The 19,186-nt window shown below is 49.7% G+C and carries 18 protein-coding genes and 1 pseudogene; 5 read left to right on the forward strand and 14 right to left on the reverse strand.

All coding sequences use genetic code 11. The annotated features are described in order from the left end of the window. Window positions 1–115: 115 nt before the first annotated feature. The 11 genes and pseudogenes from NDA02_RS19265 to glnT all read right to left on the reverse strand — a co-directional run bounded on the left by NDA02_RS19265 (window position 116) and on the right by glnT (window position 10,796). Entirely contained in the window at window positions 116–259 is a 144-nt protein-coding gene (locus NDA02_RS19265; RefSeq protein WP_190792434.1) for a hypothetical protein, read from the reverse strand. Between the two features lie 106 nt (window positions 260–365). Then, window positions 366–815, reverse strand: coding sequence for a dual specificity protein phosphatase family protein (locus tag NDA02_RS19270; RefSeq protein ID WP_348255651.1), 450 nt, complete (start codon window positions 813–815; stop codon window positions 366–368). A gap of 96 nt (window positions 816–911) precedes the next feature. Beyond that, complete coding sequence (gene arsB / locus NDA02_RS19275) at window positions 912–2,066, reverse strand: ACR3 family arsenite efflux transporter (RefSeq protein ID WP_190792436.1); 1,155 nt, start codon at window positions 2,064–2,066, stop codon at window positions 912–914. A 34-nt stretch (window positions 2,067–2,100) separates the two neighbouring features. Continuing rightward, window positions 2,101–3,363 carry an organoarsenical effux MFS transporter ArsJ gene (gene arsJ / locus NDA02_RS19280; protein ID WP_348248007.1) on the reverse strand — a complete coding sequence of 421 codons (1,263 nt, stop codon included), beginning with the start codon at window positions 3,361–3,363 and terminating at the stop codon, window positions 2,101–2,103. Between the two features lie 24 nt (window positions 3,364–3,387). Beyond that, window positions 3,388–4,401, reverse strand: a complete 1,014-nt coding sequence (locus tag NDA02_RS19285; RefSeq protein ID WP_348248008.1) for an ArsJ-associated glyceraldehyde-3-phosphate dehydrogenase — start codon at window positions 4,399–4,401, stop codon at window positions 3,388–3,390. Window positions 4,402–4,515: 114 nt separating this feature from the next. Continuing rightward, a pseudogene (locus NDA02_RS19290) lies at window positions 4,516–4,833 on the reverse strand (metalloregulator ArsR/SmtB family transcription factor). Between the two features lie 508 nt (window positions 4,834–5,341). Continuing rightward, window positions 5,342–6,061, reverse strand: a complete 720-nt coding sequence (locus tag NDA02_RS19295) for an SGNH/GDSL hydrolase family protein (protein WP_348248009.1) — start codon at window positions 6,059–6,061, stop codon at window positions 5,342–5,344. Between the two features lie 223 nt (window positions 6,062–6,284). After that, window positions 6,285–7,259 (reverse strand): ABC transporter substrate-binding protein, encoded by a 975-nt coding sequence (locus NDA02_RS19300; protein WP_190791561.1) that lies wholly within the window; start codon window positions 7,257–7,259, stop codon window positions 6,285–6,287. Window positions 7,260–7,438: 179 nt separating this feature from the next. Continuing rightward, window positions 7,439–8,197, reverse strand: coding sequence for an ABC transporter ATP-binding protein (locus tag NDA02_RS19305; RefSeq protein ID WP_242067283.1), 759 nt, complete (start codon window positions 8,195–8,197; stop codon window positions 7,439–7,441). A 280-nt stretch (window positions 8,198–8,477) separates the two neighbouring features. Next, the gene (locus tag NDA02_RS19310; protein ID WP_347277862.1) at window positions 8,478–9,278 is read right to left on the reverse strand and encodes an ABC transporter permease; all 801 of its coding nucleotides are present in this window, start codon (window positions 9,276–9,278) and stop codon (window positions 8,478–8,480) included. Window positions 9,279–9,434: 156 nt separating this feature from the next. After that, window positions 9,435–10,796, reverse strand: coding sequence for a type III glutamate--ammonia ligase (glnT, locus tag NDA02_RS19315; protein ID WP_190791558.1), 1,362 nt, complete (start codon window positions 10,794–10,796; stop codon window positions 9,435–9,437). Window positions 10,797–11,267: 471 nt separating this feature from the next. On the opposite strand from glnT, the gene NDA02_RS19320 reads away from it, so the two are divergent. Further along, window positions 11,268–11,948 carry an isochorismatase family cysteine hydrolase gene (locus tag NDA02_RS19320; RefSeq protein ID WP_190791557.1) on the forward strand — a complete coding sequence of 227 codons (681 nt, stop codon included), beginning with the start codon at window positions 11,268–11,270 and terminating at the stop codon, window positions 11,946–11,948. A gap of 55 nt (window positions 11,949–12,003) precedes the next feature. Continuing rightward, the gene (locus tag NDA02_RS19325; protein WP_190791556.1) at window positions 12,004–12,768 is read left to right on the forward strand and encodes an SDR family oxidoreductase; all 765 of its coding nucleotides are present in this window, start codon (window positions 12,004–12,006) and stop codon (window positions 12,766–12,768) included. 7 nt (window positions 12,769–12,775) lie between these two features. Here the strand turns inward: NDA02_RS19325 and NDA02_RS19330 are convergent, their stop codons facing one another. Next, window positions 12,776–13,837, reverse strand: a complete 1,062-nt coding sequence (locus tag NDA02_RS19330) for an IS4 family transposase (protein ID WP_348255675.1) — start codon at window positions 13,835–13,837, stop codon at window positions 12,776–12,778. A gap of 180 nt (window positions 13,838–14,017) precedes the next feature. On the opposite strand from NDA02_RS19330, the gene NDA02_RS19335 reads away from it, so the two are divergent. After that, the gene (locus NDA02_RS19335) at window positions 14,018–15,049 is read left to right on the forward strand and encodes an alpha/beta fold hydrolase (RefSeq protein WP_348255653.1); all 1,032 of its coding nucleotides are present in this window, start codon (window positions 14,018–14,020) and stop codon (window positions 15,047–15,049) included. A gap of 4 nt (window positions 15,050–15,053) precedes the next feature. Here NDA02_RS19335 and NDA02_RS19340 read toward each other — a convergent pair whose 3' ends face one another. Both NDA02_RS19340 and NDA02_RS19345 read right to left on the reverse strand, forming a co-directional pair. Continuing rightward, on the reverse strand, window positions 15,054–16,202 hold the full coding sequence (locus tag NDA02_RS19340; RefSeq protein ID WP_348255655.1) for an aromatic ring-hydroxylating dioxygenase subunit alpha: 1,149 nt from the start codon (window positions 16,200–16,202) through the stop codon (window positions 15,054–15,056). Between the two features lie 65 nt (window positions 16,203–16,267). Beyond that, on the reverse strand, window positions 16,268–17,116 hold the full coding sequence (locus tag NDA02_RS19345) for a hypothetical protein (protein ID WP_348255657.1): 849 nt from the start codon (window positions 17,114–17,116) through the stop codon (window positions 16,268–16,270). 303 nt (window positions 17,117–17,419) lie between these two features. On the opposite strand from NDA02_RS19345, the gene NDA02_RS19350 reads away from it, so the two are divergent. Together NDA02_RS19350 and NDA02_RS19355 are read left to right on the forward strand one after the other, a co-directional pair. Then, complete coding sequence (locus NDA02_RS19350; protein ID WP_348248015.1) at window positions 17,420–17,902, forward strand: Lrp/AsnC family transcriptional regulator; 483 nt, start codon at window positions 17,420–17,422, stop codon at window positions 17,900–17,902. A gap of 485 nt (window positions 17,903–18,387) precedes the next feature. After that, window positions 18,388–19,179 carry an urea amidolyase associated protein UAAP1 gene (locus tag NDA02_RS19355; RefSeq protein ID WP_348255658.1) on the forward strand — a complete coding sequence of 264 codons (792 nt, stop codon included), beginning with the start codon at window positions 18,388–18,390 and terminating at the stop codon, window positions 19,177–19,179. Window positions 19,180–19,186: the final 7 nt, after the last annotated feature.

Below are 19,186 nucleotides of genomic sequence, written 5' to 3' on the forward strand. Positions count from 1 at the left end.
GAACTGTAGGGGTGTATGGGAGCAACTCTAATCCTTAAATTGATAATCGTCAATATTGAAACTTGTCAATATTTGTGAAATTCAGTGAGAGGAATGAATCTGCTAGTGTTGTGCATTACTTTGAACTTCGCTCACCAGCCAATGCTTTCAGGTAATTGAGCCGTGCCTCTCGCAATTCAATTTGTGAATTAGCGGTGAGAATCACTTCTATTGCCTGATCAAACGTTAGACCCGTTTCAATTAGAAAAGCTGCCAGCATCGTTCCTGTGCGCCGTCTGCCATTGGTACAGTAAATTGCAACACCCCGACTGAGCCAATGTTTCTGAACCGTGTGAGGAAGAGCGATCGTTGCTCGGTTGTACTGGCTATAGCACTTGTAGGAAAGCCGATTGATTGCTTGGAAGTTCGATTTCAGGATTTGCGCTCACCACCGACTTCATTGCCTCCAAGTAAGACAAACCATTCTTAATGAGATAAGCAGCCAGCATGGTTCCTGTTCGATGTCTCCCCGTGCTGCAATGTACGGCAACGGCTCGCCCTGCCTCGTTTTGCTGCTGAACAAAATCGAGAAACTCCTGAAGCTGAGAATCTGTAGGAACCGAATCGATCGCAATCGGGAGCCAGACAAAAGGAATCCCGGCTTGCTGATATCGCTCCAGATTGGCTGGCTCATGAAAAACCGAGACGATCGCCCCAATACCTGCCGCTTGCAGGGTGGAGAGTTCTTCCCCGACAGGTTGACGGACTCCTGCTAATTTACCGGGAATCACCCACCACAGATTCTCCTCAATCGGTTGTATTGCTTGCTCTTTCATAGTTTTGCTGTTGTAGAACACATTTTTCGATCGATTCAACAAGCCCAATGACCAGCGATCGAATCTCATCTCGCAGATACGAAAAGTTCTCTTGAACTAGCGATAAGGACTCATACAGCGCGGGTCGCTCAGCGTTGCCTTTTCTGGCTCTCGCGGAAACCACATTGCAGTCCGCTTACAGATTTCAACCAGCATCAGCATCACAGGCACTTCAATCAGCACCCCCACCACCGTTGCCAGAGCCGCACCCGAATTCAGCCCAAACAGCACAACTGCGGTAGCGATCGCCACCTCAAAGTGATTACTGGCTCCGATTAGTGCCGCCGGGGCAGCATCTTCGTAAGACAGTTTGAGCTTTTGTGCTGCCACATAAGAGATGAGGAAGATGAAATTGGTCTGGAGGAACAATGGCACTGCAATCAGCAGAATGTGCAGCGGATTATTGACAATCAGTTCCCCTTTGAAGGCAAAGAGCAGAATCAGCGTAATCAGCAGCGCGGCGATCGCGACCGGACTGAGATATTGCAAAAACCGTCGTTCAAACCATTCCCGTCCCTTATGTTTAAAAATCCAATAGCGCGAGTACATTCCTGCAATCAGCGGCAGACCCACATAAATCAGGACAGAGAGCGCGATCGTTTGCCAAGGCACAGCCAGATCATTGGCTGCCAGGAGCCAGCGACCGAGCGGCGCATAGAGAAACAGCATTGCTAGCGAATTGACCGCAACCATCACCAGCGTATGTCCCTGATTGCCGTAGCAGAGATAGCCCCACAGCAACACCATTGCCGTGCAGGGTGCGATCCCTAGCAAGATGGTTCCTGCAATATAGGAATTTGCCAGCGACACTTCTACGCCTCGAATCACTTCAGTGCCCACAATCAGCGGGCGGAAGAGCCAGCCGAGAAAGAACTGGGCAAAGACAACCATCGTGAACGGTTTAATTAGCCAGTTCACGACCAGCGTTAGAACCACGGGTTTGGGAGTGCGAACCGCCTGCGCTGCCTGGGAGAAATCGATCTTCACCATGATCGGATACATCATGAAAAACAGGCAGATGGCGATCGGAATTGAAACCTGATAAATGCTCATTGCATCCAGCGCAATCGCCACACTAGGGAACAGCCGCCCCAGCAAAATTCCTGCGCCAATGCAAAGAAACACCCAGAGCGTCAGATATCGCTCGAAGAAGCTGAGCGAACCGCCTGCCTGCACTGCATGGGAATGCGTTGAAGAACCTTTGGAAGCCATGAGAACAACCGCGAATGAGATGAAATGAAAGAGATTAGTCGCCGTCACCTGCTTTCCAGGCAAGGGCTTTACTCGGTTGGGGATCAGGCAGTTTCAGTGAGATCATCCAGGCTGCCAGGACAAACAGCGACGACACCCACAGACAGCCCACTAATCCATAAAGCTGATAAATTAAGCCAGAGAGCACGGTGCCGATTAGTCGACCACCCGAATTTGCCATGTAATAGAAGCCGACATTGAGGGCAACCTTGTCATCGTCGGTAAACGCCAGCACCAGATAGGAGTGAACGGCAGAATTGAAAGCAAAGACAATGCCAAAGATCATGAGTCCCACCACGATCGTTACATTGAGTGGTGCATTCAACTGCATGGCTAAGGCAATACTGGCAGGAACGGCAGTGAGAATGCCTGTCCAGAACTGAATGGTTTTTGACTTAGGTGGTTCACCGTTGCCAAAGCGCCTCAGCAAAGTGGGAGCTAGAAACTGAATAATGCCGTAGCCAATCACCCAGCAGGCTAAAAATCCCCCCGCTTGATAGAACGACCAGCCCAGCGCACTCCGCAAGAAAACAGGAAGCCCCACCACAAACCAGACATCTCTGGAGCCAAACAGAAAGAAACGCGCTGCCGACAGAATGTTGATCTCACGGCTCTTGGAAAATAGCTGGGTAAACTTGACCTTCGCCTTAATTTTGCCCATGCCCCTGGGCAGCATGACCCCAGTAAACAGGACCAAGATCAGCCCGATCGCCATGATCCACAGCGACGTAACAAATCCGAATGTGCCCAGCAGTGCGGCTCCTAGAAAGAACCCCACGCCCTTCAATGCATTCTTTGATCCGGTTAGAACTGCCACCCACTTGAACAGTGAGGATTGCGCGTCTTGAGGTACGACCAATCGAATTGCACTCTTAGAACTCATTTTGGTTAAGTCTTTGGCAATCCCTGAGAATGCCTGAGAAGTCATGACATACAGCACAGCAAACCACTGTGCCCAGTCACGGTTTAGAAACGACAGCATGATCAGGGCAAGCACCTGAAGCCCAATCCCGCTGTATAGGGTGACTTTCAGCCCGAACTGTGAGCCAATCCAACCACCCAGAAAGTTCGTGACAATGCCAAACACTTCGTAGAACAGAAACAGGAATGCAATCTGAATCGGCGTGTAGCCAATCTCGTTGAAATAGAGCAGCACCAGCATTCGTAGTGCGCCATCCGTTAGCGTAAACCCCCAATAAGCAAGGGTGACGATCGCATAGTTTTTGAGGCTGGCACGGGGAGCAGAGGAAGAAGCCATGTCAGAGAATTCCTTAATTCAGGTTCAATTCAGATTGGATGCAACTTTTCGCGCCAGTTCCACCATCCGGTTGGAATAACCCCACTCGTTGTCGTACCAGGCATAGATCTTGACCTGGGTGTCGTCTACGACCATGGTGGACAGCGCATCGACGATCGAAGATCGCGGGTCATTGAGGTAATCGATCGAGACCAGCGGACGCTCCTCATAGCCCAGAATGCCTTTCAGCGGCTCTTGCTCCGATGCGGCTTTAAGCAGTTGATTGACCTCTGCCACCGTGGTTGGGCGATCGACTTCAAACACGCAGTCTGTGAGGGACGCATTCAGCAAGGGCACTCGTACCGCCAGCCCGTTCAGTTTGCCGTTCAGTTCGGGATATATCAGGCCAATCGCGGTCGCCGAACCTGTGCTGGTGGGAATGAGGGACAGGGCAGAAGCGCGTGCCCGTCGTAAATCTTTGTGCGGGGCATCAACCAGCGTTTGCGTATTGGTATTGTCATGGATAGTCGTGACAACGCCATGCTTAATGCCAATGCCTTCATGGATAACTTTTACGACCGGGGCAAGGCAGTTGGTGGTGCAGGAAGCCGCCGTTAACAAATTGTGCTGAGCGGGGTCATACAAGTGATCGTTGACTCCCATCACCACATTCAATGCTCCTTCTTTCACCGGAGCCGCCACAATCACTTTGCGAACGCCTCGCTTGAAGTAGGGATCGAGCGTCTCTGGGGTGCGAAACTTGCCAGAGCATTCCAGCACAATATCAACACCCAACTCATCCCAGGGCACATCGCCTGGCTTGGTATGTTCGGAAAAGGTAATTGGCTGACCGTCAATGTAAATGCGATCGTCGCCCGCCGTAACATCGGGTGCCCAGCGTCCGTGTACCGAGTCGAACTTTAACAGATGAGCAGCAGCTTCAGTGCCACCTTTGACTTCATTGATATGAACAAACTCCAGATCTGCCCACCCCCAAGCGGCTCTCAGGTCTAATCGTCCAATTCGTCCAAATCCGTTGATTCCAACCCGTATTGCCATCGCTCCTCCATCTAAACTTATATTGATGAGTAGTCTATCAATTTTTATTGATGGATGCTAGAAAATGGCACCAATGCACTTTATATAGCACTTCACACAAATGAATTGAGTGTCCTAATCCTTATCGGTACAAGGACAGGCAGGCAGCATTAGGCTGTAGCGGCGAAACTCCAAGAGGTATTGCTCCAGGACAACAAATTGTGGCACATTCAAACTGTAGTAGATCCAGCGTCCTTCCTGGCGCGGTCGCGCTAAGCTTGCATCCTTCAGAGTCTTGAGATGAAACGACAGCTTCGATTAAGCCACGTCCAGCACCTCACAAAGGTCGCAAACGCAAAGCTCATTCTCCCGCAGCAGCTCCACGATTTTGACGCGCAATGGTTCTGAGAATGCATGAAAGCCAGCCACAACCAGTTTAGAAGGGGAAGAGATTGCCTTAACCGTTCGGATTCACCGTATCCATGAAGTTTTATTGATGTGGCCTCTATCCTAAAGCATTCATCTTCGCCTTGACACCCAGTGCTGCTCTAACGCTAATCCAATCCGTACGCTTAAAACATCGAACTTGCAGAACTCGGTACTCAACTTTGTGAGGCTGAGTGAAAAGCGGCGTTGCTGAATAAGCGTATGATACGCCCCCCTAGCCCCCCAACTTTGGGGGAACCAGAATTCAAAGTCCCTCAGCATTGGGGGATTTAGGGGGCGATACAGAAGCTGAATTTGCACCCTTCATATCCCGATTCAGCAACGCCTGAAAAGCAAAATAGGGCAGCAGCAAAAGCCTTTTTTACCCAAGCGCACGAGGTCGCCGAACTGCAATGATGAAAAGTGACAAAAGGCTAGCCGGGAAATCTACTGTCGGCGCGATCAGGTTTTGGTATCCTGCAGATCTCAATCGATGCAAGGAACACAAAAAATTACACTTTTGGCGTTAGGTGCATCACACTAGTTGCATCACATAAGGAAGGAAAGCGCGCCGTACTTCAGATGCTCCTCGCAAACTGGGTTCGATCGTTGCAGTGAACCAGGAAGGATCGCCTTTAAGGAAATGAGCATGCAGATCGACAAATTGCCCATAGCGATTGGCAATGTCTTGAATGGCGGTATTCATTCGCCCAAGATTGTTACGGGCGATCGCTGGCTCAACCCCTACGAAATTGCGACGGTCATCTCCCAGGGTGGGATCATAGACGCTACCCAGCAAAACCGGACGGATGGGCAACTGCTGTACAAAAGCGTCGAGGGCACTGGCAAAGCCTGCAATTCCTGCACCCGTATCGGCGATCAGCCCCCGCAGCAGATCGTTGCCGCCTACCGTGATCAGCGCAATTGACTTTCCCTGAACCTGCAATCCCTTGATTTGAGCAGGTAAACCTTCAACCGTTGCGCCATCACGAGCACGGTGTTCTAAGCGGGCAGATCCGATCGAGGCGAGATCCTGTCCCTCAAATTCAGCAAAGAGACGGTTATCGTTCTGTACTAACAGTTGCCCCGGATGGACGCCATACTCGTTGTACCGTCCACAATCTAGAATCGAATCGCCAAAGGTGTAAAGCGTCACCATGTTTTGCTCCTGCCCATTGCAGCCTAAAACCGTCAGGAGGCCTGCTCCTCCCGCTGCTTGCAGAAATCGTCGTCGTGTCAGTCGGAACGAAGTCATCCCCTTCCCCTCCTTGCTCGACCCTAGCATTGCAACAGTGGGGATGAGATGAATCGGCAGATGGATTTATAGCGGAAGCGATCGTGGGAGTCATCTTGCTGCGTTGATCCAGACCTTACAACAACGCAAACGATGCAAATTACTGGTTACTACAAACTCTGTGCGACATAACCGCAATTCTTGATCTCCCACAATTCTTGATCTCCTGGCTGCTTCCTTGACCCTACAGAGACATCAGAATTGAATCATCGTAAAGTTTATCAATCTGCATACCATCGGAAATAACTTTCATTCGGGCACCTTCTTTCAGGTTGAGCTCGAAGTTTTTCATCACATTGTTAGGACTATTGGCATTGAAGCCGATGGATTTGTTCATGGCAATATCAAAGATTTTTACCCCGGCAATCTGGGATTTGGCTTCTGCTTCAGAAACTCCAAGTTTGTCTGCCGTAATTTTGATCGCCTCTGCGTCACTGGCATTGACCAGCTTCACCGCTTTATCAACCGCCCGCAAATAAGCCTGCAAATCTGCTTTGCGTGTTTCAATCATCGGCTGACGAGTCGCAATGACATCAGCAATCAAGTTAGTATCTTTACTGCTGAAAATCACTTCTCCGCCCCCGTCCTTGGCTGATTTTGTTAACCACGGCTCAAAAGTGACTGCCGCATCAACCTGTCTAGACGCAAATGCAGTGGCTGCATCGGCCGCGGTCATATCCCTAAGGGTGATATCTGCCTCGGTTAAACCACCCTTAGCTAAATAAGCTTGCAGCAGCACATTTTGAAAAAGAATGTTTTCGCGAGCAACAGTTTTGCCTTTCAGGTCAGCCGGAGACTTGATATTGCGCCCGATGATGCCATCTGAGCCATTGGAATAATCCACCACATAAATCATGCGGATTGTTGGATCTTTCTCAATACATTGCAGTACATCCCCTGACGTGAGCCAGGCAACATCCAGTTTTCCTGCCAGGAAAGCGGTTATTTCATCACTGTTACTTTGAAAGAAAGCTTCTTGAACATTTAGCCCCTCTTCCTTGAAGAAACCTTTTTGCAGTGCGACAAAATGTCCTGAAAAGCCGGGCCAGGGATTTACCCCAGAGGTGATGGTCTGAGATGCCGCATTAGACGAAGAGCCAGCATTGCCCTGGGTACAGCCATGTAACGCCAACCCGCCTGCCAAGCCCCCCATCAGCATGAGCGCACGACGACGATTGAGTAAAGCGGTAGTCCGATTCATAACTCTCCGATATTCCTTTAATGCGATCGACGAATAAACTTAACCAAAACGACTTGAAACAGAAATCAACGCTTTGCCCGAAGGCTTGCACGATAACAGTGCAGCGAAGATTACGGCGTGCAATCTGCGATCGCAGGTTAGGGTTCAGCCTCATGTAGCAGGCGGATAATCTCTCGTTTGATGCTGATGAATTCTGGCGAAAGCTTAACCTCCAGATCGTGATGCTCCGGTAGATGCGTTTCTATCACCTGCTTGAGCCGTCCCGGACGCGCCCCCATTACATAGACGCGCTGTGCCAGAAAAATTGCTTCTTCGATATCGTGGGTAATCATCAAAACCGTGACGTGCGTCTTTTCCCAAACGTCGAGCAAAAATTGCTGCATCTGCTCTTTGGTCTGGGCATCGAGTGCGCCAAATGGTTCATCCATTAACAAAACCGACGGCTCATTTGCCAGGGCACGGGCGATCGCCACCCGTTGCTTCATACCGCCAGAAAGCTGTTTAGGGTAGGCATTGGCAAACTGGGTTAGCCCCACGACATCCAGAAAGTAGGACACTCGCTCTTTTTGCTCAACCTTGGGCAACTTGCGAAGCTGCAACCCGAAGGCAACGTTTTGAGCGACCGTTCGCCAGGGATACAGCGTGTAGCCCTGAAACACCATACCGCGATCGGAACCGGGCAGCCCAGTTACATCTTCCCCATCCACTAACACCTGTCCAGTCGAGGGAGTGGCAAGCCCTGCGGCAATATTCAGCAGCGTTGACTTCCCGCAGCCCGATGCACCCACCAGACAGATAAACTCTCTAGGATAAAGTTTCAGGTTAATGTCCTGAAGAACGGTTAACGGCTGGTCGCCCCGCATCGAGAACTGCTTGGAGAGCGATCGAATTTCCATTTTGGGCTGAACTGCAATGCTTTCGGAACTCCCATCCGCAGTATTCAATTCTCGTGGCTGATGACCGAAGCGGGTATCAAGCATATCTGGGTGTCCTGAGCTGTTCGTCAAACATTGGTCAAACAAAATTATTGCTAAGCAAAGAGAATGGGTGAATGCAAGATTTTAAGCGTGTTGCCAATCATCAGTTAAATATGATTCACACCCCGCAATATGTAAATCAAAATACAATTTCCGCGCAATCTGCCTAAATAGTGAGCAGGATCCGCCTGAATGGGGTCTAGCTGCGAATTTGGTCTGCCCAAGGGGTGAGTTTTGCCGAAAGCCACTTCAAGCCATAGTCAATGATCAACCCAATCAAGCCAATCACCGCAATACAAAACAGCACCTTTTCGGTTTGTAGAAATCGCTGGGCCTGAATAATTCTGAACCCTAAACCGCTTTGAGCTGCCAGTAGTTCGGCAATGACCAGAAAGTTCCACGCACCGGAAATGTTGACGCGCAATGTATCCAGCACACTGGGGAACGTGGCAGGCAGAATCACCTTAAAAAACACATCTCGACGAGTCGCACCCAGCGTATAGGCAACATTGATCATTTCATTGGGAATAAACTTTACCGCGTCCGCCACCATCATCGCGTTGTAAAGAACCACGCCCAAAAAGATGATAAGAATCTTTGATTCTTCGCCCAGTCCTACCCAGATGACGATCAGCGGCACAAACGCCGTAACGGGCATATAGCGCACCGTTCCAACGATCGGCGCAAACAGGCTATCCATACTGTGAAACGCACCCATTGCCCATCCGATCGGCACTCCAATTAGAGCTGCCAGCAGAAAGCCGCCCGCCACTCTGGCACTGCTCACCCCAATATCAAGCAACAGGTTATTTTCAGTCAGCATTTGCAGCCCTGCCTGAAGCACTGCCGTGGGAGTCGGTAAAAACATCGGGGAAACCACGCCAGCATAGCTCACGATCGTCCAGGCAATAAACGGAATCAGGAGCGATAACGCCCCGACCGTCAGTGAAAGCCAGCGAGGAAATCCCTGACGGATACTCCAGAATACAGACGGCTTCAGGTAGCGCTTGTTTGACGGGAGCGGAGCAAAATTAGGACTGCCTGGTTCGGTCGTGCTAGAGTGAGCCACTCGCGGTATTTCCTCCTTGAGTTCATGAAATAAACAATGAAACGAGCAATCCATGAGCAATTCCCCCAACGAGGAGAATCGTCCTGACTAGAAGAACTTGAGATACCGCTGAATCTCCCAGTCGGAAACGTGGTTGTGATACGCCTGCCATTCCTGCGATTTAAAGTCGATATACGTCCGGTACATCAGCGACCCCATCACCTGCTCGCTTAAAGGATCTGCGGCAAAGGCGGCGATCGCTTCTTCCAAGTTGCGCGGCAAAAAGCGAATTCCCATGTCTTGCAGGTCTGCGAGGGACTGCTTGTACATATTTTCGGTGTGCGGCTCACCCGGGTCGAGTCCTTCGCGAATTCCTTCCAGTCCGGCTGCCAAAATCATCGCTGCCCCCAGATACAGGTTGGTAGAGATATCTGCCGCACGACACTCGACCCTGCCGCCACCCAGCGGAATTCGCAGCATGTTCGTCCGGTTATTGTTGCCGTAGCAAATGTAAATGGGTGCCCAGGTAAAGCCCGACATACTGCCTCGGGCAATCAGGCGTTTGTAGCTGTTGACCGTAGGAGCGATCGTCGCACAGATCGCCGGAGCATGACGCAAGACGCCCGCAATAAACTGATAGCCCAGCTTCGATAACCCACAGCCACGCGGATCGTCTGCGGACTCAAACAGATTTTTGCCCGTCTCCAGGTCTGCCAGCGACATATTATAGTGTGCGCCGCTGCCCGTGCGGTTGGCAAAAGGTTTGGGCATAAAAGTGGCAAAAAAGCCGTGTTTGCGAGCAATTTCCTTCACCATCAGCCGGAAGAACGTGAAGCGATCCGCCATTGTCAGGGCATCGGTGTAGGCGAAGTCGGTTTCAAACTGTCCGTTGCCGTCTTCGTGGTCAAACGAATACACATCCCAGCCGAGCTGATTCATTGCCTCGACAATTTCTGTCACCCAGGCATAGTTGTCTAGCAGCCCTTGCACGTCGTAACAGGGTTTATGCAGCACATCGCGATCGCTAATTGGAATTGGCTTACCGTCTGCTGTTTCTTTGAGAATAAAGAACTCCGTTTCAATTCCCAAATTAAAGCCGAAGCCCATCTCTGCGGCTTGTGCCAGCACTCTTTTCAAAATACTGCGGCAGCACGCCTCAAACGGTTTTCCTTCCAGGTAGAGATCGCTAGCAAACCAAGCAATTTCCGAGTTCCAGGGCAAGATTGTGGCAGAGGCAGGATCAGGCATTGCTGCAACTTCTTCATCGCTAACATCCTGCGGTACACCGTCTAGCGCAGCTCCTGTAAACAGTTCCGAACCTCGCATCATTTGACCGAAATGGGACAGAGGCACGGCTTTGGCTTTGCACATACCATGAATATCCACAAAACTTGCCAGTGCATATTTAACTCCCTGCGCTTCCAGGGTTGATTTGAGCGATTCCAGTTCGGGAGATAAAAGTTGAGCCATTAGAAAAGCGGTAGGGTGAAGACGAGCAGAGAAAATTTAGAAACTTTCACTGGGTTATTCTGGATACTTTTGCAAAAGGCGATCGCAATGTATCGCAATATTTAGTCAATCGGTTAACGGATTTCTTAATTGAACCGCACGATATTTTCAAAAAAATGAGCGGCCTCAACACCGATGCACGATCACAGCACAGCCTTGTAGTGTATTGAGTCGGGTTGAACAGTTTTGTATCAACATATACAAGGAATGTTATCGATCGCGGTCAATCCGAATCAATTAAGTTTGTTTACATCGATCATGCTCATTGCATAGAGTGAGAATGATGACCGTTGAAACAACTATTATTCTTCCTGTCCTTCTGTTCCTCGTCTTCCCTCATCACAGCTCGAAATATTGATTCTGGCTCGGCTTAGAATTAAAAGATTTTGTACTGGTTTGTCTTATCTTTGTCTCATCAAGACTTTCCCAATTATGTATATTCCGGCTGATCCTCATCCTTTTCCGTATGACGGCAATTTGCAGCCGCACAACACTACGATTCTCGTGATTGATATGCAGGCAGATTTTTGCAGTCCGGGCGGATACCTGGCAAAAAAGGGATATGATATTTCTCTGACCCAAGCCCCCATTGCCCCAATTCAACGCCTGTTAGCCGCTGCAAGGGCAAAGCAGTTTTCGGTCTTTTTCACCCGGGAAGGACATCGATCGGATTTGCTGGATCTGCCTGCAACAAAACGTTGGCGCAACGAAAAAGCGGGTGCTGCAATTGGCAGCGAAGGTCCGATGGGACGATTGCTGGTTCGCGGCGAGACAGGCTGGGATATTATTCCCGAACTGAGTCCTCAACCGGGAGAACCGATTATCGATAAGCCAGGAAGCGGAGCGTTCTATGCCACTGATCTGGATCATTTGCTGCGGCAGCGAGGCATTCGGAACGTGATTCTTTGCGGGGTGACAACTGCCGTCTGTGTACATACCACCCTCAGAGAAGCGAGCGATCGCGGCTATGATACCCTGCTGCTGGAGGATTGCTGCGCAGAAAGCGATGAGCGGCTGCATTGGGCAGCGATCGAAATGGTCAAAATAGAGGGCGGTCTTTTTGGCAGCGTTACGACTTCTGACCAGGTGATCGAGGTCATGAGTTCGCTTTGATCAGGGATTGGGTTCGCTAAAGTCATCGCTCAGTAAGTTCATTTTAGATTGGCTAATGAATCGACTTCAGGATAAAGTTGCGATTATCACGGGTATCAGTTCGGGAATTGGCAAAGCCGCTGCTAAGCTCTTTTGCGAACAGGGCGCGATCGTCTTTGGAATCGATCGAAATGTCGCAGCCGGAGAAGCCTTTGCCGCAGAACTACTTGCCCAGAGCTATCAGTTTGAGTTTTACGCCGCCGATTTATCGATCGTTGCTCAGTGTGCCGAAGCCGTAGAAGCCTGCTGGCGCACCTATGGACGGATTGATGTTCTTTATAACAATGTGGGCATTTCTGCCGTCCTTCCCTTTGACCAGACTGATCATGCCACTCTAGAACAAATCATGACGGTCAATTTTCTTTCGGTGTTTTCCCTTTGCCAGCAAACCATTCCCAAGATGCAGCAGCAGGGTCATGGCGTGATTATCAATACTGCTTCAGAATTAGCGATCGTGGCACAGCCCTTCTATGCTGCCTATTGCGCCAGTAAGGGAGCCGTGTTGTCCTTTACCCGTGCCCTGGCACTGGAATATGCCCAAGCCAATATTCGGATTAATGCGCTCTGTCCTGGTCCGATCGATACCCCAATGCTGCAACAGGAATTTAACGTTGATTCAGACCCCGTTGAAGCCAGGAATCAGGGAATTGCCACCATGCCGATCGGTCGATTGGGAACACCCGAAGAAATCGCTCAGGTTGCGCTGTTTTTGGCGGCAGATGCCCCTGCCCTGATGCATGGAGCATCGATCGTGGTAGACGGAGCAAAGACAATTGTGTAATACCGCCCTAAGTACAGGACAAAAATTGCAGAACGTGGAAAAACTCATCGGCGAACACCTCCAGATTCAGTAATATTTGACGCAGGTGGTCAAAACCATAGCGAAAGATACTCTTGGCTCTACGTCCATGTTTTTTGATTGGAATTGTCTTTTGTTCGGCTAGCCATTCCCCAGTACGGAATGCCCAACATAAGGCAATGGTCAGGAGTGCGATCATCCGACTAAGACGCTCCGGGTCTTTCAGGTGAGTAGACTCTAAACAAAATCCTCGGGTTTTCAGACAACCGAACAGGGTTTCAATCGCCCACCTTTTACCGTAATCCGCAATGGCACAATGGGGACGATGGTTGGTGACGACAATCAACAATTTCCCATCCTCAAGCCGTAACGCACTGACGTAAACCCAATGTCCCCAAACCTGACGACGATGACGTAACACTTGTTGTTGTCCAGCCTTTAGAGGACTGAAGACGACTTTAGCTTTCAGCGATTGACGACCATTCTCTAGTTTGTCGCTTTCCCGAATTCGGATGCGGAATTCAACGAAGCCTTGCTCTAACAAATACCCAAACCAATCCTGTCCCAGAAACTCCCGGTCTGCCGTCAGGTATTCCACTTCAACCTCGGGAAACACCTGAAAAAACTCCTCCAATAAGTCAATCCGTTCATTGGTATTGGAGTTGCCTTTTTTATCCAGCATCCACCAGAGTAGGGGAAAGGCAACGCCCTTGTGAACGACTCCCAGCATCAAGATATTGTGGACACAATTGCCAAACTCCCAAGTTGTCCGGTCTACAGACAATATCCAGGGTTGAGGAATTTCCATCAGTTCAACCACGAAGTAGGCGATGCGATGATAATCCAACTCAAACTCACCCAAAAACCGTTGCAGGCGTTTGTAGTTTGATTCCAGTTTGGCTTGACCCATGAATGCAGTTGCCAATTGGGTCAAGTTCACCGTTTTGACCCGAAATAAGGCGACCAGGAACAGTGCTAGAAAAGCGACTCGTGCTCTGTGCCACCTCAAGTGGGGCTGCAATGCTTTTTGGATTAGAGTAATCTGGTTCATGAGGGTTTTATGGATGAATGTGGTAATTCCCATGAAACCCTCTCCTACTCAGTCTTTGCAAGCTTTTGTCCAGTACTTAGAATACCGCCCCATCAAAGAGCACCAACAGAACAGCACCCACCAGAAGCACTTCAGATGGAGAATTAAAGCTTATTGAATCCGTGATCCTTAGCAAAAAATATGGCGATCGACTACGAAGTCTATGAGTTGGGAAACGTTCAGCTCCAATCGGGTGAGATTTTGCCTGATGCAAAACTTGCCTATGCCACCTACGGGACGCTGAATGCTCAAAAAGATAATGTGATTATTTTTCCGACCCACTACACGGGAACCCATCGTAGCAATGCAGTTCTGATTGGCTCTGGCCGAGCCCTTGACCCCGATCGCTATTTCATCATCGTGCCCAATTTGTTTGGTAATGGGCTGTCCTCCTCGCCCAGCAATATTTTAGCCAGCAATACTTTAGCCACAAATATTCCAGACGGTGCGGCATTTCCCCACGTGACGCTGTACGACAACATTCAGTGTCAGTTCCGCCTGATTACCGAACAGTTTGGCATTGAGCGCATTGCCCTGGTTCTGGGCTGGTCGATGGGAGCGCAGCAGGCATATCACTGGGCAGCCCTGTATCCCGATCGCGTTGAGCGCATTTTTCCCTACTGCGGTTCGGCAAAAACCTCGGTGCATAATCGCGTGTTTCTAGAAGGGGTAAAGGCGGCTTTGACTGCCGATGCCACCTGGCAAAACGGGCGTTACACCGAGCCACCAACGGCAGGACTTAAGGCATTTGGACGGGTGTATGCAGGGTGGGCATATTCACAGGCATTTTATCGAGAAGGGCTATATCGAGAATTGGGATTCGAGACGGTGGAAGCCCTGCTGAAATGGTGGGAAGACGATCATCTCAGTTGGGATGCCAATGACCTGCTAGCCATGCTCTGGACGTGGCAGCACGGGGACATCAGCAACAATTCGCTTTACAAAGGCGATTTTGCCCTGGCACTGCGATCGATTCGGGCAAAGGCGATCGTGATGCCCAGCGCGACTGATTTGTACTTTCCACCGGAAGATAATGCGATCGAAGTGGCGCACATGCCGAGTGCCGAATTAAGAATTATGCAGTCAATTTGGGGACATTGTGCCGGAGGACCAGGATATAACGCCGCAGATACCGCTTTGATTGAGGCAACAATCGCCGAGCTGTTAGCCTAAGAGATTAATCTGACAACAGTGCTGCGATTTCTGGAGAAACGCTGGATCGAGCGCGCTGCAACCCTGCCTGCAAATACTGCCAAATGATTTGCTGCTGGTGCACAATACGATCTTCTAGCTGATTTACCGGGCCTGAATGATATGCCCCGCTCGCATAGCCTCGTTGCACACTTTCAGTAATTGCCATATCTTCTGCGGTAAAGCTTTCAAAGTCTTGCGATAGCTGATCGATCGACGGACTGAGTTCAGGCACCCCGTAGATCTCCAGGTTGAGCAGGCTCTGGTCTACGCTCACCGGGTCGATGCGGAGCCAAGCAATCACTCCATTGGGCAATGCCAGCAGATGCAGATTTGGAAAGATGCCAAAGGTAAAGAAGCCCTCACGACTGCGATCGTTGAGTTCCGCGAGCACCGAATTCTGCGATCGCCAATCCTTGGTTGTTGGTGTGTACAGCAGATTCACAAATGCATCAAATTCATGCTGGTAACGGCTCACCGGACCCTGAACAACATCCAGCGTCGTGCGATGCGCCACGGCAACGTGATAGTCACACAGGGTATTGTCGTGATACACCTTCCAGTTACACTGCACCGAATATTGCTTTTGTAGCAGCAGGGTTGTTTGGGGGGTAAAGTGCTCGTTTAGCGCGGCAGGGATGCTGCCCAAAAACTCGATTAGCGGCGGAGCAGCATCTGAAAAGCAGAGAAACACAAAATCCTGCCACTGCTCCAATCGAACTGGCGTTAGCGGGTAGTCCGATCGACAAAACTCAGACGCAAACCGTTCTTCCCGGGGAACACCCACCAAATCACCTTCTAAGCTGTAAGTCCAGGCATGATAAGGACAAATCAGATGCTTGAGCTGATACAGCCCCGCCTCACTGCAAAACAGGGCGGCTCGGTGCGGGCAGACATTGTGAAACGCGCGAAGATTGCCATCTTTGCCGTGAGTGATCAAGACGCTGGTTCCAGCAACCTCGATCGCCCTAACGGTTGCCGACTGCATGAGTTCCTCGGCTCGTCCAATATAAAGCCAGGTTTGCCGAAAAATATGCTGCTGCTCAAACGTCAAGAGCGCGGCGGAGGTGTACAGAGGCGCAGCAAAAAACGTGCTTTTCTTTTGACTGGAAATGTTACTCAGACTAATCACCATAAGGGATACCAGAAGATAAATTAAACTGTATCGAAACTAAATCGAAACGATGTCTCAGCCCTAACTTAGAAAACAAATACCTGGCCCGTACCCCATTCCCAGATTTGCCATTCTCGGATTTCCTGCTGCATTTTCCTCTCAACCTCATCACTATCATTCTGATGAGTAGCCTGCAAAACTCGCTGGTTCTCCAGGTCAATTGTCAAATCTGACGCAGACCACAGAGCAGAGCCTTCGCGCCAGGGTATCGTCGATCGCTGAATTTCCCACGGGACTCGACCCGATCGACAACGCCCAAACGAAATTTCGCAGGCAAGATAGTCTTGCTGTTTTTCAGGGGCGGTGGCCTGAAGGAGGCAATCGGTTAGGGAGCCATTTGACGGTAAGGAAAACGATCGATTCTGGGTGTAAACAAAATAATCTCCGGCAATGACCAAGCTGGCTTGCCAGTTTGTAGCAGAATGGGATGAAGGATCGTCAGTTAAAGCTTCAGTTAGAACTAGAGCCGTATAATCACCATTGCCATCGTCCACCTTTTGCCATTCTTCCCGATATATTTGATCAATTCCTTCCTCGATCAAAATGTCATTGTCCCAATACAGCAATCCGATATCCCGAACAGGCTGTGGCGGCTGGTAATCGATATATCTCATCCACTGACAGCATCCCTGCTCAAACTGGGTAATGCCTGCAAATCCCTGCTGGCGTGATAGTGCCAGAGCATCGGCTAAAGCCAGAGACGAGAAGCTTGCCTGGGTCAAGCCAGGGCGATCGATTGGAATTCGCAAATCTCCAAAACAGGTCGAAGTTTGCAGATAAAACACCTGTGTTTCAGTGTCGCGCTGTCCGTCTCCAGTTTCGATCGACAACCGTTTCCAGAGTCCTCTTAGCCAGCCAGGAACAGCACTTGCCATCATTTGCTTACTACCACTTGCTTATTACCAAAGTTTGGAATACCTGCACAAGGACAATTGAAATACAAATTAAAATACAGACCAAGATACAGATTGAAAACAGATTGAGCTTCAGGTTTCAACTTAGCGATGACAGAAATTTAAAGCTGTATTTACTGTTACAAATCGCAGAAAAACTTCCATTTTCTATTAAAATTGATATGATTATGCTAAATTTAGTACGATTTTCGTAGTTTTAAGCTAGCTATTTTCGCCTTTCGTTTTGGCTGCATGCCTCATCACCGTAAAGAATCAGCAGGCGCTATGACTGAATCAACACCAAATCAGGAAAGCGATCGTTTACCACTCGATGAGCTAGATATTCGAGTGGTGCAACTTCTACATCAAGATGGACGCATGGCATTCACGGAGATCGCGAAACGAGCCGGCGTTTCAGAAGCAACGATTCGCAATCGAGTCCAGCGTTTGCTAGAGTTCAATGCAATTAAAATTCAGGCGTATCTCAATCCAGATAAGCTTGGATTCAGGCAGATTGCCCTGGTTGAAGTCAAGCTAACCAATCTGGTAGCGGCTCAGCAAATTGCCCAAGAGCTCACGAGGCTAGACTCTGTTAGCTATGTGGCTTTTGTCACAGGTGACTATGACCTGTTTTTGGAAGTCACCTACGACACTAACGAAACCCTACTCCGGTTTTTGTCTGATCTCCGATCGAAACCAGAGGTCAATGACACGAAAACCGTTCAAGTATTAAAGCTATTAAAAACCCAATATTCCTTTCAGGTTTAAGCCTGCTTTTAGCCCACCTACGATCGTGCCGAGAGAACCTCGTTTGCCGCTGCCACAGTGACTTATGAGCTAATATAAGCGAAATCAACCCGCTGGCATTGAGTCCCAGGCTCACCCCTCAATCACCCGTTGAATGATTCATTGGGCTTGACTAATGTTGCCAAAAGCGGTTTTATCTAACATAGGCTGAATCAAAATTGAATTCAATCGCAACTGAATAGGATTCGCTTCTAGGGTTCCGATCGGGCTGTAATTGGCGTGATGGCTGGTCCAAGAGAAGCAGCTAGCTTGAGCTTCTAGCTTTGAAGCCAGGTTAGTCACACGGCGGGAAAAAAGCCCGGGAGAACCATACAGGACTTGAGTAACTGTTGGTCACTCCTGGGCTTTGTTATTGAAGGCAGCGTGATTCTAGTTCCTTCTTTTCAGTTTCGTTTTTTGTTTCATTTCTGTTTTAACTGATCATTCAACCGAAACCGGAGGATTCTATGGCGCAATCATCTGTTTTGCCGAACTCAGATTTGCCGAACTCAGATTCATCTCCAGAGACGACTCCCCCTGACGGAGCAGTGCTTCGCCTCGATCCGGGTTTGATTCTGCGCGATGAAAAATTGCCCGGTAGCGCGTACTGGCATGGCGTGATCAAACGGGGCAATACTTTGCGCATCACTGATTTAGAAGGCTCTCAGGGCGTTTCTCTCATTTGCTACAACGCTGATAATCCGATCGAGCGACTCAACGTTGCCGATACTGCCAAAATTCAGTTCAATGCCTTCCTGAAAAAGGGCATGGTGATTTATTCCGACATGGGGCGCGTGCTGTTCTCGATTACCGAAGATACGTCTGGCTATCATGACCTGTTCGGCGGGTGCAGCAATGCCGCCAGTAATGCGGCGAAATATGGGGAAGGTGATTTTTGGGTTAACGCTCGCGATAGTTTCCGCAGAGCTGTGACGCGATATGGGCTGAGTAAGCGCGATATCCCACCCAACCTCAACCTGTTTACGCGAGTGGTGATCGAGCCAGACGGCAAAATGACTCTTGTGCAGGGAGCCGAGAAACCGGGAAGCTTTATCGATCTCCGCGCCGAAATGAATGTGCTGGTCGTCCTCTCGAACTGTCCCCATCCGCTGCACCCCAGCACCGTTTACGAACCCAAAGCCATTCAAGTCACAGTCTGGAACTCCCCTGCTCCCGCCGCCGATGACCTCTGCCGGACTGCCAATCCTGAAGCAGAGCGCGGCTTTGTCAATACAGATGCTTTGTTTGCTCAAGACTAACTGAAAG

Source organism: Leptolyngbya sp. ST-U4 (genome assembly GCF_039962215.1).
GTDB lineage: Bacteria > Cyanobacteriota > Cyanobacteriia > Elainellales > Elainellaceae > Leptolyngbya_A.

Coding starts and splice junctions, on each gene's coding strand:
- NDA02_RS19265 (WP_190792434.1), bottom strand. CDS start 259: ATGCTGGCAGCTTTTCTAATTGAAACGGGTCTAACGTTTGATCAGGCA.
- NDA02_RS19270 (WP_348255651.1), bottom strand. CDS start 815: ATGAAAGAGCAAGCAATACAACCGATTGAGGAGAATCTGTGGTGGGTG.
- arsB (WP_190792436.1), bottom strand. CDS start 2,066: ATGGCTTCCAAAGGTTCTTCAACGCATTCCCATGCAGTGCAGGCAGGC.
- arsJ (WP_348248007.1), bottom strand. CDS start 3,363: ATGGCTTCTTCCTCTGCTCCCCGTGCCAGCCTCAAAAACTATGCGATC.
- NDA02_RS19285 (WP_348248008.1), bottom strand. CDS start 4,401: ATGGCAATACGGGTTGGAATCAACGGATTTGGACGAATTGGACGATTA.
- NDA02_RS19295 (WP_348248009.1), bottom strand. CDS start 6,061: ATGACTTCGTTCCGACTGACACGACGACGATTTCTGCAAGCAGCGGGA.
- NDA02_RS19300 (WP_190791561.1), bottom strand. CDS start 7,259: ATGCTGATGGGGGGCTTGGCAGGCGGGTTGGCGTTACATGGCTGTACC.
- NDA02_RS19305 (WP_242067283.1), bottom strand. CDS start 8,197: ATGGAAATTCGATCGCTCTCCAAGCAGTTCTCGATGCGGGGCGACCAG.
- glnT (WP_190791558.1), bottom strand. CDS start 10,796: ATGGCTCAACTTTTATCTCCCGAACTGGAATCGCTCAAATCAACCCTG.
- NDA02_RS19320 (WP_190791557.1), top strand. CDS start 11,268: ATGTATATTCCGGCTGATCCTCATCCTTTTCCGTATGACGGCAATTTG.
- NDA02_RS19325 (WP_190791556.1), top strand. CDS start 12,004: ATGAATCGACTTCAGGATAAAGTTGCGATTATCACGGGTATCAGTTCG.
- NDA02_RS19330 (WP_348255675.1), bottom strand. CDS start 13,837: ATGAACCAGATTACTCTAATCCAAAAAGCATTGCAGCCCCACTTGAGG.
- NDA02_RS19335 (WP_348255653.1), top strand. CDS start 14,018: ATGGCGATCGACTACGAAGTCTATGAGTTGGGAAACGTTCAGCTCCAA.
- NDA02_RS19340 (WP_348255655.1), bottom strand. CDS start 16,202: ATGGTGATTAGTCTGAGTAACATTTCCAGTCAAAAGAAAAGCACGTTT.
- NDA02_RS19345 (WP_348255657.1), bottom strand. CDS start 17,116: ATGGCAAGTGCTGTTCCTGGCTGGCTAAGAGGACTCTGGAAACGGTTG.
- NDA02_RS19350 (WP_348248015.1), top strand. CDS start 17,420: ATGACTGAATCAACACCAAATCAGGAAAGCGATCGTTTACCACTCGAT.
- NDA02_RS19355 (WP_348255658.1), top strand. CDS start 18,388: ATGGCGCAATCATCTGTTTTGCCGAACTCAGATTTGCCGAACTCAGAT.